Annotated in this window: 10 protein-coding genes and 1 pseudogene; 5 read left to right on the top strand and 6 right to left on the bottom strand. The window is 72.1% G+C overall.

Features of this window, described 5'->3' with window-relative positions:
• Positions 1-125 precede the first annotated feature (125 nt).
• The 3 genes from ACZ7P3_RS15105 to ACZ7P3_RS15095 all read left to right on the top strand — a co-directional run bounded on the left by ACZ7P3_RS15105 (position 126) and on the right by ACZ7P3_RS15095 (position 4,050).
• Entirely contained in the window at positions 126-923 is a 798-nt protein-coding gene (locus tag ACZ7P3_RS15105; protein ID WP_472081588.1) for an IclR family transcriptional regulator, read from the top strand.
• Between the two features lie 144 nt (positions 924-1,067).
• Positions 1,068-2,546, top strand: coding sequence for an NAD-dependent succinate-semialdehyde dehydrogenase (locus ACZ7P3_RS15100; protein WP_472081586.1), 1,479 nt, complete (start codon positions 1,068-1,070; stop codon positions 2,544-2,546).
• Positions 2,547-2,679: 133 nt separating this feature from the next.
• On the top strand, positions 2,680-4,050 hold the full coding sequence (locus ACZ7P3_RS15095; RefSeq protein WP_472081584.1) for an MFS transporter: 1,371 nt from the start codon (positions 2,680-2,682) through the stop codon (positions 4,048-4,050).
• Positions 4,051-4,238: 188 nt separating this feature from the next.
• On the opposite strand, the gene ACZ7P3_RS15090 is transcribed toward ACZ7P3_RS15095, so the two are convergent.
• Positions 4,239-5,228 (bottom strand): aldo/keto reductase, encoded by a 990-nt coding sequence (locus ACZ7P3_RS15090; RefSeq protein WP_472081582.1) that lies wholly within the window; start codon positions 5,226-5,228, stop codon positions 4,239-4,241.
• Between the two features lie 184 nt (positions 5,229-5,412).
• Positions 5,413-5,541: pseudogene (locus tag ACZ7P3_RS15085) on the bottom strand (cytochrome P450); the annotation flags it as partial.
• 357 nt (positions 5,542-5,898) lie between these two features.
• Here ACZ7P3_RS15085 and ACZ7P3_RS15080 point away from each other — a divergent pair.
• Positions 5,899-6,840 carry a hypothetical protein gene (locus tag ACZ7P3_RS15080; RefSeq protein ID WP_472081580.1) on the top strand — a complete coding sequence of 314 codons (942 nt, stop codon included), beginning with the start codon at positions 5,899-5,901 and terminating at the stop codon, positions 6,838-6,840.
• 76 nt (positions 6,841-6,916) lie between these two features.
• Entirely contained in the window at positions 6,917-10,291 is a 3,375-nt protein-coding gene (locus tag ACZ7P3_RS15075; RefSeq protein ID WP_472081578.1) for a pyruvate carboxylase, read from the top strand.
• A gap of 231 nt (positions 10,292-10,522) precedes the next feature.
• Here ACZ7P3_RS15075 and ACZ7P3_RS15070 read toward each other — a convergent pair whose 3' ends face one another.
• From ACZ7P3_RS15070 to ACZ7P3_RS15055, 4 genes are all read right to left on the bottom strand, one after another.
• Positions 10,523-11,524: a hypothetical protein gene (locus ACZ7P3_RS15070; protein ID WP_472081576.1), complete on the bottom strand. Its 1,002-nt coding sequence runs from the start codon at positions 11,522-11,524 to the stop codon at positions 10,523-10,525.
• Between the two features lie 177 nt (positions 11,525-11,701).
• Complete coding sequence (locus tag ACZ7P3_RS15065) at positions 11,702-12,157, bottom strand: hypothetical protein (RefSeq protein WP_472081574.1); 456 nt, start codon at positions 12,155-12,157, stop codon at positions 11,702-11,704.
• A 94-nt stretch (positions 12,158-12,251) separates the two neighbouring features.
• Positions 12,252-13,028, bottom strand: a complete 777-nt coding sequence (locus tag ACZ7P3_RS15060; RefSeq protein WP_472081572.1) for a polysaccharide lyase family 7 protein — start codon at positions 13,026-13,028, stop codon at positions 12,252-12,254.
• A 112-nt stretch (positions 13,029-13,140) separates the two neighbouring features.
• Entirely contained in the window at positions 13,141-14,349 is a 1,209-nt protein-coding gene (locus ACZ7P3_RS15055) for a chitinase (protein WP_472081570.1), read from the bottom strand.
• Between the last annotated feature and the right edge of the window lie 87 nt (positions 14,350-14,436).

Here is a 14,436-nt window from a genome sequence, read left to right as displayed (position 1 = left end):
GATGCGGCGAATCTAGGTCCGCCGGCAGCGCCGGGCAAGGCGGGAGCGGGAATCGAAATGCCGGTTGCTCCCCTGGCAACTCAGTGCCTGACCTGCGCGTTCCCACACCGCTTCAGGCCCCTAGGATGGCGCGCGTGACGGACACATCCCCGGCCTCGCGCGGGCACGGCCTGCGCCGGGACATCGATCTGCTGGAGGCACTCGCCTCCGAGGAGGCCCAGCACGCCGGCGGCCTCGGTGTGGTCCGCCTGGCCCAGCTGGTGGGCCGGGAGAAGACGCAGGTCTCCCGCGCCCTGAAGGCCCTGGCCGCCGCGGGGATCGTCGAACGCGATCCCGACACCCTGGAGTACCGCCTGGGCTGGCGGCTGTTCTCGCTCGTCGCCCGCACCTCCGAGAGCCGCCTGGTCCGGGTCGCCGAGCCCGTCATGCACGCCCTGTCGGCGGACCTGGAGGAGACCAGCCATCTGTGTGTGCTCAGCGACCGCGAGGTGCTCACCCTGCTGTCGGTGTCCGGGCACTCCTTCCGCGTGCACGGCTGGGAGGGCCGCGGGGTGCCCGCCTGGCAGACCTCGGCGGGCCGCGTCCTGCTGGCCGACGCCACACCCGACGAGCTCTACGTCCGGTTCGGCACGGCGAGCGAGTTGCCGGTGCCCGAGCTGTGGGCGCTGATCCAGGAGGCCGGACGGCTCGGATACGCCCGTGTCAGCGAGGAGTTCGAGGCGGGCCTGGTCGGTGTCTCCGCACCGGTGCGGGACTTCCGTGGCCGGGTCGTCGCCGCCCTGAACATCTCCGCACCGAAGTCCCGTCTCGGCGACCGCCTCGACGAGGCCGGACGTACGGCGGCCCGGGCGGCGGCCCGGGTGTCGGTGCTGCTCGGCTGGGAGCCGCGGCGCATCGCCGCACCAGGTCCCCGGCTCACCTGAGCCGCTGCCGCGCACGAGGGGGAGTTGCCCTCACAGCAACCCCCGTTGCGATCCGCCGGAGTGGACTTGTCGGCCCCATGACGCGCTCGTAAATTCACCGCGCATCCAAGGGATCCCCGTCCGGGACGGAGAAAAGAGCAGCTCATGAACCTCGCCGGCATCGACGCCCTCGCCAAGGCCCCGCTCGCTGACGGTGACCTGTTCCTCGACGGCCGCTGGCTCCCGGCCGCCGACGGGCGGACCTATCCCGTGTACGACCCGGCCACCGGCGAGCCGCTGCGCCAGGTCTGCGCGGCCGGCGCCGACGACGCCCGCGCGGCGCTGGCCGCCGCCGAGCGGGCCGGGGCCGGCTGGCGGGCCACCCCGCCCCGGCGCCGCTCGGAGATCCTGTACGACACCTTCCGGCTGATGCGGGAACACCGCGAGATCCTCGCCCGGCTGATCGTCCTGGAGAACGGCAAGGCCCACCGGGACGCGCTCGCCGAGGTCGGCTACGCGGCCGAGTTCTTCCGCTGGTTCGCCGAGGAGGCCGTGCGGATCGGTTCCTCCTTCGCCGACGCGCCCGGCGGCGGCTTCCGGCACGTCGTACGCCGGCACCCGGTCGGCGTCACCGCGTTCGTCACGCCCTGGAACTTCCCGGCCGCCATGGCCACCCGCAAGATCGCCCCCGCCCTCGCGGCCGGCTGCCCCGTCCTGCTCAAGCCGGCCCCCGAGGCCCCGCTCACCGCGCTCGCGGTGGCGGCCCTGCTCGCCGAGGCCGGACTGCCGGGCGGCCTGCTGAACGTCCTGCCCACCGACCGCGCACCCCAGGTCGTCTCCGCCTGGCTGGGCGACGAACGGGTCCGCAAGTTCTCCTTCACGGGCTCCACCGCCACGGGCAGGCTCCTGCTGGAACAGGCCGCGGCGAACGTCGTCAACGTGACGATGGAGCTGGGTGGCAACGCGCCTTTCGTGGTCTGCGCGGACGCCGATGTCGACGCCGCCGTACGCGGCGCGATGGACGCCAAGATGCGCGGCGGCGGCGAGGTCTGCATCGCCGCCAACCGGTTCTACGTCCATGCCGGCGTCGCCGCCGAGTTCACCGAGAAGTTCGGCGCCGCGATGGCCGCCGTGCGCACCGGACCCGGCCTCGCGGACGGTGTCACCCTCGGCCCGATGATCAACCGGGCCGCCGTCGACAGGATCCGCTCCCTCGTCGACGACGCCCTCGCCCGCGGCGCGAAGATCGCCGCGCGCGGCACCGTGCCCGACGGTCCCGGCTTCTACCACCCCGCGACGGTCCTCACCGACGTCCCCGACGACGCCCGCATCCTGCACGAGGAGGTCTTCGGACCGGTGGCCCCCGTCGTCGCCTTCACCGACGAGGACGAGGTCCTCGACCGAGCCAACGCCACCGTCCACGGACTCGCCGCCTACGTCTACTCCCGTGACGTCGCCCGTGCCCTGCGCCTGGCCGAACGCCTGGAGGCGGGCATGGTCGGCCTCAACCGGGGCCTGCTGTCCGACCCGGCCGCCCCGTTCGGCGGTGTCAAGCAGTCCGGACTCGGCCGGGAGGGCGGGCGCGAGGGCATCGAGGCGTTCCTGGAGACGCAGTACGTCGCACTGGACTGGCCCACCGACTGACCCGCACGACCCTCGGACCGCCCGTTCCCGTAACGCCCGTTCCCGGACCATACGTTCCCCTGCCGCACGTCCGCCCGGAACCCACGTCCCCCCGGACCCGTCCGCACCTCCCGTCCCCAGACAAGGACCGCTCATGGCAACGACGCCCGTGACTGAACACCAGTTCGACACGCCGGATGTTCCGCCGTCCCCCGCGCTCCTGCGCGAACGCCGCCGTCTGCACACCAAGCTGAAGCTCGCCACCCAGATCGGTGAGGGCATCGACGGCTACATCATCGGCGGCATCGGCATGGCGATGGCCGCACTCACCACCGACCTGCATCTGTCCACGGTGATGGAGGGCCTGGTCGGCGCCTCGCCGCTGATCGGCATCTTCGTGGGCGGCCCGGTCTTCGGCCGCCTCGCCGACCGGTTCGGCAGGCGCCCGGTGTTCCTCGCCGACATGCTGATCTTCCTGATCGGCTCGGTGCTCCAGTTCTTCGTCACCGACGGACTCCAGCTCTTCCTGATCCGGCTGGTCATGGGCATCGCCATCGGCGGCGAGTACGCCATCGGCGCCCCGCTGCTCTCCGAGTACGCGCCCCGGCACGGCCGCGGCCGGCTGCTGGCCAGCCTGGAGATCAGCTGGTACGTCGGCTACGCGCTCGCCACCGTCGTCGGGGCCGTCTTCGCCGACGTCCAGGGCGGCTGGCGCTGGACGCTGGCCAGCAGCGCGGCCATCGCCGTGGTGTGCGTGGCACTGCGCGGCGGCATCCCCGAATCGGCCCGCTGGCTGCTGAGCAGGGGCCGCAGGGAGGAGGCAGAGCACCTCATCGCCAAGTACGGCATAGAGATCGACGTCACCGCCGAACTGGACGAGACCGGCCAGGACCAACGCGCCGGATTCCGCGCCCTGTTCAGCCGCCGCCACCTGCGCAGCACCGTCTTTGCCAGTGTCTTCTGGGCCGCGCTCGTCCTGCCCTACTTCGCCATCGGCACCTTCTGGACCCAGGTCTTCGACGCTCTCCACATGGGCGACAACGCGGTCGCCGCGCTGCTCGTCTACTCCTTCACGGCCGTCGCCGGCGTCACCGTGGGCTGCCTGGTCGTGGACCGCATCGGCCGCCGCAGGCTGCTGATCCCGCCGTTCTGGATCACGGCCGGCTGTCTGGCCCTGGTCGCGCTGTGGCCGTCCTCCACCCCGGTCATCGTCGGCGGCTTCCTGTTCTTCATCTTCCTCAACGCCGCCTCCAGCGCGCTCACCGCCGTCTACCCGCTGGAGGTCTTCCCGACGTCCCTGCGCGCCACCGGCGTCGGCTTCGCCACCGCGATGAGCCGGGTCGGCGCCGCGGTCGGCACGTTCCTGCTGCCCATGGGCCTGGACCGCTTCGGCGCCCGCTTCGTCCTCTTCGCCGGCGCCGCCGTGCTCGCCGTAGGCGCCCTGGTCTCCCAGTTCCTGGCCCCGGAGACCACGGACCTGGACCTGGCCACGGCGGCCCGCGCAGCCCGCGAACCGGCGGCCTGAACACACGGCCGCCGGCCCTCGCCCCCGGGTACGGCGCGTCCCGACCGCCACCCGCGCCGAACGCTCGCTTGCTGACCGTCACCTATGCACGGCGCACGCGTTCCGACCGCCACCCGCGCGGGGCGCACGCGTTCCGACCGCAGCCCGCACCCGGCGTCCTGGTGGCAGGGGCTCCGCGGCCGGCGCGGCTAGCGGTTGACCGCCCGCATCCCGGCCTCGTCGTAGCGCTCCCCGGACGCCTCGGGCAGCTCGGCGTCGATGCGGGCGAGGTCCTCCTTGGTCAGCTCGATGTCGACCGCGGCCGCGTTCTGGTCCAGGTACGTGCGGCGCTTGGTGCCCGGGATCGGTACCAGGTCCTCGCCCTGGGCCAGCACCCAGGCGATCGCCAGCTGGGCGGGGGTCACGCTCTTCTCCGCGGCGATCTCCTTCACCTTCGCGGCCAGCCGCTGGTTCGCCTCGATGTTGGCGTCGGTGAAGCGCGGGCTCTTACGGCGGTAGTCGTTCGCGTCCAGCTCCTCGGGGGAGGAGAAACGCCCGGCGAGGAAACCGCGGCCGAGCGGCGAGTACGGGACGAAGCCGATGCCCAGCTCCCGGCAGGCGGGCAGCACCTCGGCCTCCACGTCCCGCGTCCACAGCGAGTACTCGCTCTGCACCGCGGTGACCGGGTGGACGGCGTGGGCGCGCCGGATGGTCTCCGCGCTCGCCTCGCTCAGCCCGATGTGCCGCACCTTGCCCTCGGCGACCAGTTCCGCGAGAGCGCCGACCGTCTCCTCGATGGGCACGGCCGGGTCGACCCGGTGCTGGTAGTACAGGTCGATGTGGTCGGTGCCCAGGCGCTCCAGCGAGCCGAGGACGGAGCTGCGGACATGCTCGGCCGAGCCGTCCTGCCGGCCGATCGTGCTCATGTCGCCCGGTACGGCGTCGTCCATCCGGAAATTGAACTTGGTGGCGATCACATACTCGTCGCGGTGGCCCCTGACCGCCTCGCCGACCAGCGACTCGTTGGTGAGCGGGCCGTAGAGCTGGGCGGTGTCGAGGAAGGTGATGCCGAGGTCCAGGGCGTGCCGGATGGTCGCGATGGCCTCGTCCTGGTCCGTGGTTCCGTAGAAGGCGGACATGCCCATGCACCCGAGGCCGATGGCCGATACCTGGAGGTCCCGCAGACTGCGCTGTCGCATGTGGTGTCCCAGCCTTTCCTGCACACTAGATCGTCGTTCCGAACGCACGAAGCCCCTCATCCATCTAGCGACGGATCCGGCCGCACGGCATCCCGTGGGGAAGGCCGCGGCCGAGGTGACCCTCGTGCGCCGGGATGTCTGCGACGCTATGACTTGGAGCGCGCTCGAAGTCAACTCGGGCGTTCAGCCGGACCGGCAGCTCGAACGGGTCGTTCTGTGTCACCACCGGCCTGCTGCGCAGCTCTGCCGCCGGCACCGCCAGGTCCAGGCCCGGGAAACGGGCGTACAGGGCGGGCAGCGCCACGCCCGCGAGTTGGTGATCGGATCCGGAAGGTTCCGGAGTTGTTCCATGAAGTGGACGGCCGTATCCGTGCGTTGGCCGTGAACCGGGCGCCTCGGGAGCGTGCGGACGGACACTCCCGTCGGGGGACGGTTCCGAAGCCGTCCGGGTTGCCTGCCGTGCGCCGGATTCTTGTCACGGCACCGCAGGCTCTGCGGATCTTGACGCCCGGCCCCCGGCTCGCTGAACTGTGACCCGCACATCTTTACGATGGCGACCGAAATCGGGTGGAAGACCAGGAAACTCCCCGCACGGACGGGACGCCGGACGCGGGGTCGAGGGGGCGATGCAGGTGTCGGGGGACCCGCAGGCGATGGGCTGCCGTATTTCATGAACGCCGTCGGGAGCAGTGACGAGCGCAAGGAGTGGATCCGCTCCGGGCTCGCACGACTCGCCCGGTTCACCGGGCGCACGCTGCGGGCGGAGTGGCACGCCATCATCGTCGACCCGGTGCACCGGCTCGCGCGGCGCGGACTGTCCGGGCTGGTGCTGGCGTTCCTCGCCGCGTTCGGTGTCGTCTTCTTCCACGACCTGGCGCAGCACCCCACCGGAGCGCTGTGGGTACGACGGCTCGGCGGCGTCACGGCCGACCTGCCGCTGTGGGTCTCCCTGCTGCGCACCCCGGTGTCGCTGTACGTTCCGGCGCTCGACCTGCCGGTGTGGGCGGGCATCACCCAGCTGTTCCTCGCCTTCGCGCTCGCCGAACTGGCCCTCGGCCGGCGCCGGACGCTCGCGATCGCCTACATCACCACGCTGGCCGGCACCCTCACCGCGCGCGTGATGGTCGCGCTCGGCCCCGGCTGGTGGGGGTTAGGACTGCCCCCCGAGTGCGGCAAGGTGCTCGACACCGGACCCTCCGCGGCGGTCGTGGGCCTGTTCACCTACCTCGCGGTGGTGCGACGCGCGCCCGTCGTGTTCACCCTGACGGGCGGTTCGATGGTGTGGGAATCGATCGCGGTCCCGAACCTCGCCGGCCGGGAGCACCTGATCGCGGTGGGCGCGGCGGTCGTGCTCGGTCTCCTGCACGGCCGACGGGAGCGGCTGAGGTCCTTCGTACGGTCCCTGCGCGCCCCGCGCCGCCCCGAACCCGCACCACTGCGGCCGCAGTCCGTACCCGTACGTGTGCCCGTGGGCACCGACGACCGCGGCCCCTCCGGTTCTCCCGCCCCCTCCGCCGCTCCCGGGCCCCTCCCCGGCGGTACCGCTCCTGGCATGTCCGCAGCACGTCAATGTGATGGTTTTCGCACTTCGACACGTGCGGGCACCCCCTAAGGTTGCCGCCAGATACGGCAGGGCGTGGCTGACACCATGGTGTTCGTCGCCGGCAGGCAGCTGAAGGGAATCCAGGATGTTCCGCAAGGTGCTGGTCGCCAACCGTGGAGAGATCGCGATCCGCGCGTTCCGGGCGGGCTATGAACTCGGTGCGCGCACGGTCGCCGTGTTCCCGCACGAGGACCGCAACTCGCTGCACCGGCTGAAGGCCGACGAGGCGTACGAGATCGGACAACCGGGGCACCCGGTGCGCGCCTACCTCTCCGTGCAGGAGATCGTGGGCGCCGCACGCCGGGCGGGCGCCGATGCCGTCTATCCCGGCTACGGGTTCCTGTCCGAGAACCCCGAACTGGCCCGCGCCTGCGAGGAGGCGGGCATCACCTTCGTCGGGCCGGACGCGCAGACGCTGGAACTGACCGGCAACAAGGCCCGCGCGGTGGCCGCCGCCCGCGCGGCCGGCGTGCCCGTGCTGGGCTCCTCCGCCCCCTCCACCGACGTGGACGAACTCGTCCGCGCCGCCGCGGAGATCGGCTTCCCGGTGTTCGTGAAGGCGGTGGCGGGCGGCGGCGGCCGCGGCATGCGCCGGGTGGAGGACCCCGGCCAGCTCCGCGAGTCCATCGAAGCGGCCGCCCGCGAGGCCGCGTCCGCGTTCGGCGACCCGACCGTCTTCCTGGAGAAGGCCGTCGTGAACCCGCGCCACATCGAGGTGCAGATCCTCGCCGACGGCGAGGGCAACGTCATCCATCTGTACGAGCGCGACTGCTCGCTCCAGCGCCGCCACCAGAAAGTGATCGAGCTGGCGCCCGCGCCCAACCTCGACCCGGAGCTGCGCGACCGCATCTGCGCCGACGCCGTCCGCTTCGCCCGCGAGATCGGCTATCGCAACGCGGGCACCGTGGAGTTCCTCCTGGACCCGGACGGCAACCACGTCTTCATCGAGATGAACCCGCGCATCCAGGTCGAGCACACGGTCACCGAAGAGGTCACCGACGTCGACCTGGTCCAGGCCCAGCTGCGCATCGCCTCCGGCGAGACCCTCGCCGACCTCGGCCTGTCCCAGGAGACGGTCACCCTGCGCGGTGCCGCCCTCCAGTGCCGCATCACCACCGAGGACCCCGCCAACGGCTTCCGCCCGGACACCGGCCGGATCAGCGCCTACCGCTCGCCGGGCGGCTCCGGCATCCGCCTCGACGGCGGCACCACCCACGCGGGTACGGAGATCAGCGCGCACTTCGACTCGATGCTGGTCAAACTCACCTGCCGGGGACGGGACTTCAGGACCGCCGTCCTGCGGGCCCGGCGCGCCGTGGCCGAGTTCCGCATCCGCGGCGTGGCCACCAACATCCCCTTCCTGCAGGCCGTCCTGGACGATCCCGACTTCCAGGCCGGACGGGTCACCACCTCCTTCATCGAGCAGCGCCCGTACCTGCTCACCTCCCGCCACTCCGCCGACCGCGGCACCAAGCTGCTCACCTTCCTCGCCGACGTCACGGTCAACAAGCCGCACGGCGAGCGCCCGGACCTGCCCGACCCGGTCACCAAGCTGCCGCCGCGGCCGGCCGGCGAGCCCCCGGCCGGCTCCCGGCAGCGGCTGGTCGACCTGGGCCCCGAGGGCTTCGCCCGCCATCTGCGCGCATCCCCGACCCTCGGAGTCACCGACACCACCTTCCGCGACGCCCACCAGTCCCTGCTCGCCACCCGGGTCCGCACCAAGGACCTCCTCGCGGTCGCCCCGGTCGTCGCCCGCACCCTGCCCGAGCTGCTGTCCCTGGAGTGCTGGGGCGGCGCGACCTACGACGTCGCCCTGCGCTTCCTCGCCGAGGACCCGTGGGAGCGGCTCGCGGCCCTGCGCGAGGCCGTACCCAACATCTGTCTGCAGATGCTGCTGCGCGGCCGCAACACCGTCGGCTACACCCCGTACCCGACCGAGGTCACCGACGCCTTCGTGCAGGAGGCCGCCGCCACCGGCATCGACATCTTCCGCATCTTCGACGCCCTCAACGACGTCGGCCAGATGCGGCCCGCCATCGACGCCGTACGCGAGACCGGCACCGCGATCGCCGAAGTCGCCCTCTGCTACACCGCCGACCTCAGCAACCCCGCCGAGCGGCTGTACACCCTCGACTACTACCTGCGCCTGGCCGAGCAGATCGTCGAGGCCGGCGCCCATGTCCTCGCCGTCAAGGACATGGCCGGACTGCTGCGCGCCCCGGCCGCCGCCCGGCTCGTCTCCGCCCTGCGCCGTGAGTTCGACCTGCCGGTGCACCTGCACACCCACGACACCGCGGGCGGCCAGCTCGCCACCTACCTCGCCGCGGTCCAGGCGGGCGCCGACGCGGTGGACGGCGCGGTGGCCTCGATGGCCGGCACGACCTCGCAGCCGTCGCTGTCGGCGCTCGTGGCCGCCACCGACCACTCCGAGCGGCCCACCGGACTCGACCTGCAGGCCGTCGGTGACCTGGAGCCGTACTGGGAGGGCGTCCGGAAGATCTACGCCCCGTTCGAGGCGGGCCTGGCCTCCCCGACCGGGCGCGTGTACCACCACGAGATCCCCGGCGGCCAGCTGTCCAACCTGCGCACCCAGGCCGTCGCCCTCGGTCTCGGCGACCGCTTCGAGGACATCGAGGCGATGTACGCCGCCGCCGACCGCATCCTGGGCCGCCTGGTCAAGGTGACCCCGTCGTCCAAGGTGGTCGGCGACCTCGCCCTGCACCTGGTCGGCGCCGGGGTCTCGCCGGAGGACTTCGAGGAGACCCCCGACCGGTTCGACATCCCCGACTCGGTCATCGGCTTCCTGCGCGGCGAACTGGGCACCCCGCCCGGCGGCTGGCCCGAGCCGTTCCGCACCAAGGCCCTCCAGGGCCGCGGCGAGCGCAAGCCGGCTCCCGAGCTGTCCGCCGAGGACCGCGACGGGCTCGCGAAGGACCCCCGGGCCACGCTCAACCGGCTGCTGTTCCCCGGCCCGACCCGCGAGTTCGACACCCACCGGCAGAGCTTCGGCGACACCAGCATCCTGGACAGCAAGGCGTTCTTCTACGGTCTGCGGCCGGCCAAGGAGTACGCCGTCGACCTGGAGCCGGGCGTACGGCTCCTGATCGAGCTGCAGGCGGTCGGCGAGGCCGACGAGCGCGGTATGCGCACCGTGATGTCCTCGCTCAACGGGCAGCTCAGGCCGATCCAGGTCCGCGACCTGGCGGCGGCCTCCGACGTGCCGGTGACGGAGAAGGCCGACCGGGCCAACCCCGGCCACGTGGCGGCGCCGTTCGCCGGCGTGGTGACGCTCGCGGTGGCGGAGGGCGACGAGGTCGCGGCCGGTGCGACCGTGGCGACCATCGAGGCGATGAAGATGGAGGCCACGATCACCGCGCCGAAGGCGGGACGCGTGTCCCGGCTGGCCATCAACCGGATCCAGCAGGTCGAGGGCGGCGACCTCCTGGTCGAGATCGGCTGAGACGGCAGCGCGCCGCGACCCCGCACCGGTCGCGGCGGGCAGCCGGGGCCGCACGTCGCACGCGGCGAGCTGCCCGGCCGCACGCCGGCCGTGGCGGGCAGCCGGGGCCGCACGTCGGCCGGGATGAGCAGCCGCGGCAGCTCACTGGTCGGGACGATGGGCCGGGGCAGCTCACTGGTCGTGGCGGGCAGCCGGGGCAGTTCATTGGCCGTGGCGGGCTGCCCGGGTCGGCTAGAGGCGGCCGAACAGGTACCGCAGGCGGGCGAGGAGCAGGTTCGGGTCCTGCCGGGTCACCAAGGCGCCGCTGGACACGTAGAGGTTGCGGCCCCTCACGGCCACCGAGGTCGGGTTGGACAGCCCGTCCTGCGGGGTCAGCACGACCGTGCGGCTGCCGTCCCGGCTCACCAGCACGACCTGGCTGGTGTCGTTCAGCGCGGCCAGCACGCTGCTCCCGTGCCCGGGGAAGGCGAAGTCGTCGATGCCGGCCAGACCGGTGGCCCGCGTCTCGACCGGGCCGGCCGAGCCGTCCGGGCGGAGCGGGAAGCGCAGCAGCGTTCCGCGGACGGAGTTGGACACCCACACCGCGTCGCGGTGCACCTTGATGCCGTTGGCCCCGTAGCCGGAGCTGGAGCCGGGCTGCGCCGTGAGCGGCCGCAGTTCGGTGCCCTTGGCCCAGGCCGTGGCCTTGCCGCCCGACACCGGGACGCGCCAGACGGTGCCCTGCACCGAGTCGGCGGCGTAGAGCATGCCGCGGTGCTCGTCGAGGGCCAGGCCGTTGGGCAGTCCGTCGTGCGGAAGTTCGGTGATCTGCACGGGCGTTCCGCCGCCGCGGGGGATGCGCCAGATGCCGGTCTCATGCGTCCCGGTCGCGTAGTTGACGTACAGCGTGCCGTTCTGGGCGCGGACGATGCCGGTGACGACGGGGCTGTGCACGACCGGAGCGTCCGCCTTCGCCACGGCCGGCAGGGTCGAGAGGATCCGGACCCTGCCGTCGCGGGTCTTCCCGTCGGGGGTGACGTGGGCGACCTGCCGGGCGAGGGCGAAGGCGAGGTCGGCGGAGCCGTCGGGTTCGAGGGCGATGTTCTCCGGCGTCTGCCCGGAGGCCAGGCCGAAGTGGGCGACCGTGTGCGAGTCCGTGATGATCGGCTCGGTGCCGGTGGCGGGTGCCACCGTGAGCAGGCCGAGCGCGAGCGCGGCCGCGGTGGCTGTGGCCAGGCGGGGGAGTCGGGGCATGTGACCTCTCTTCGTACGGCGCACGGGGCGCCGGCGTGCGGGGCCACACAAAGATGACGGGGTGCCGGTCACCGGCCGGGGGAGCCAGGGCCGGGGGGTCGCCCGCACAGCCCACGACCTGGCGCCGCGCGCGGCCCGCCCGGGTGACGGGCCGGGCCGCGTGTGGCGCGCGTGAGGTCAGCTCCAGAGCGGGTAGACCATGACCTGCTTGAAGCCGTCCGGCCGGGAGCCCTCGTAGGTCAGGCTCATCCGGGTGTACTGCTGGACGTCCGGGTGCTTCTTCCACGGCTGCGGGCGGTCCAGGCGCACGGTCACACGGTACGAGCGGAAGGTGCCGGCGGCGCAGTACGGCTTGCAGTCGTTGACCGCGTTCACGCCCTCGGCGGTGGCGGCGGTGGGGCTCCACCGCGTCCAGTGGAGCCCGGTGAGGCGGCTGTTGCCGTCGCCGCAGGCGAGGATGAAGTCGGTCGGGCGGACGTTGCGCTTCCAGAAGCAGTCGACCAGCACCGGTTGCCGGGGATAGGCCTTCGGGCCCGCGGCGGTCGGGGGGCTCGCCGAGGCCGTGGTCATGGATGCGGTGAGCAAGGCTCCCGCTGCCAGGGTGACCGCCGTTCCCATCAGTGAACCGCGCATGGCCGCTCCCGCCCGTCGTGCGTGTACCGCTGCGTGCATCTCGACGCTACGACCGTCCGCCCGGTTGCACCAGTCGCGCAGGTCGCGCGGCGTGTCAGCCGTGCGAGACGGACAGCCCGTAGAAGGCGACCCGGGCGCCTTTCGTGGTGCTGTCCGAGGAGGACTGGTTGTAGGAACCCGCCTTGAAGTACTGCTTGTACTGCGCGAACGAGGACGGGATGGCGTAGTGGGTGGTGGTGCCGTCGACGGTCAGGCCGATGGTGTTCCCGCCGGAGACGGCGATGGTGTAGGTCCACGTCTTGCCGACGGACACATGGCCCACGGTGTGCGGGGTCTGGCCGCCGGACGGCGAGTTCTCGGTGCCGAGGACGATGTCGCCGTCCGCGTGGTAGTACAGCTCCAGCAGCGGCTTGGTGGACGAACCGCCGGAGCCCAGGTGGATCTGCCCCACGCAGACGTTCTTGGTCACCGAGACCACCCGCAGGGTCGCGCTCATCCGGTGCGAGCCGCTCAGCTTCCAGTCGGCGGCACTGCCGTTGCGGTTCATCTCGCGCAACTCGGAGCGCGCGTAGTTGGAGTTCGGGGTGGTCACGCCCTTCTCGGGCGCCCAGAACGTCATCGCGCCGTCGCGCGTGTCGGTGTAGAAGTACGCGTCCTGATAGCCGTTCGCCCCCTGCAGCCGGGACGAGGGGATCGTGGTCGGGGAGCCGGGCGAGCCGACGGGCTCCTGCAGCTGCCATGTCGAGAGGTCGAAGTTGCCGCCGGGCGCGACATGCGGGTCGGCCGCATCCGCGCTGCCGCCGGTGAGCGCGGTGAGGGCGAGGGCGAGGCCCGCGGCGGTCGTCGCCGCGAGGAGCCGGTGGCGGGTCATGTGGGGGTCCCTTCGTCGGACCGGGATGCGTTCAGCATGATGAACGCTGAACGCATCCTTGGTCGCCGGTGACCCGTGAAGCTAAAGGTCTGAACCTGACACGTCAAGAGGTTCAGCAGGCGCCCTCGTCCTGCCAGGGGCCCCACTCCGAGGCGCCGGGCGCCTCGTTCTGGGTCCACCACTTGGCCTTCCAGTTGTGCTTGCCGTACGAGACCTCGTTCCCGGCCGTGTACACCGCCGCCGAACTCCAGGCGGTCTTGCAGGAGGTGGGCGTCGGTGTGGGCGTGGGTGTGGGGGTGGAGGTGGGCGGGGTGACGCCCGCGAACTGCACCGAGTACTTCGCGAAGTCCCAGGGATTCTGGGTCACGCTGGAGCAGGTCCCCGACGTACGGCCGCCGTTGTCGGGCGGCGAGCACTGGCGGTCGCGGTTCAGGGACCAGAACGTGAACCGGTCCATGTGGTGGCTCGTGGCGTAGTCCAGCACGGTCTGGAAGTCGGCCTGGGTGAAGTACTCGCCGCTGTCGCTGCGGCCGTTCATGCCGGAGAAGCCCTCGTGGGCGTAGGCGGTCGCCTGGTCCCAGCCGAACGTGGACTGGAGGATCGAGTTGAAGTTGGTCAGCGCGCCGGTCTGGCTCGCCGCCCCGTTGAAGCCGCCGTCGAACGGCATGATGGAGAAGTTGTTCGGGGTGAACCCCTGGGACTTGGCCTCCAGCAGCATCTGCTTGCCGAACCAGCCGGTGCCGTCCGCGGTGCCGGCCGTGGTCACGGAGACGTACAGGCCCGGGTTGTTCTGCTGCAGGATCTTCGCGGCGCCGATCTCGTTCTTGATCGCCGCGGTGTTCTCGTACTCGGGCTCCTCCAGGTCGAAGTCGATGGCGTGCAGCCCGTACTTGGTGATGACCTGCTGGTACGCCGCGGCCGTGGAGGCCGCGTCCGAGCAGTTCTGTCCGAGCTTGGTGCCGCCGTACCCGCCGACGGAGACGGAGACGTCACCGCCCTTGGCGCGGATGGTGTCGATGAGCGAACCGACGGCCGTGTCGGAGGAGACGGGGGCCGTGCCGCCCCAGGTGGGGGAGCAGCCGCCGCCGTTCGGCGCGAGGACGAAGGCCAGCTGGAAGGCCTTGAGGCCGGTGGCGTCCATGATGGCGGCCGGGTCCGGCGGGTCGTTGTCCAGCGGCATCAGGTAGGGCGCTGCGGCGTACCACCGGTTGTCCAGTGCGGTGGTCGCCCCAGAGGCGTTGCCCGCGACGAGCGCGGTCGTGCCCGCGGCGGCCAGTCCTACGGCGGCCGCCGCACCCAGACATGCACGAAGACGTCTCACTGCGTGCCTCCCAGAGGGGTGGGGTGGGGAGAGGGGGCCCCAGCCTCCGGGAGCTGTTGCGCTCACGTCAATGGGTTGGTCTAGTCC

The organism is Streptomyces sp. NPDC107581, assembly GCF_055657175.1.
The sequence above is the reverse complement of the archived record's forward strand: the minus strand, read 5'-3'. Positions and strand labels throughout refer to the sequence as shown.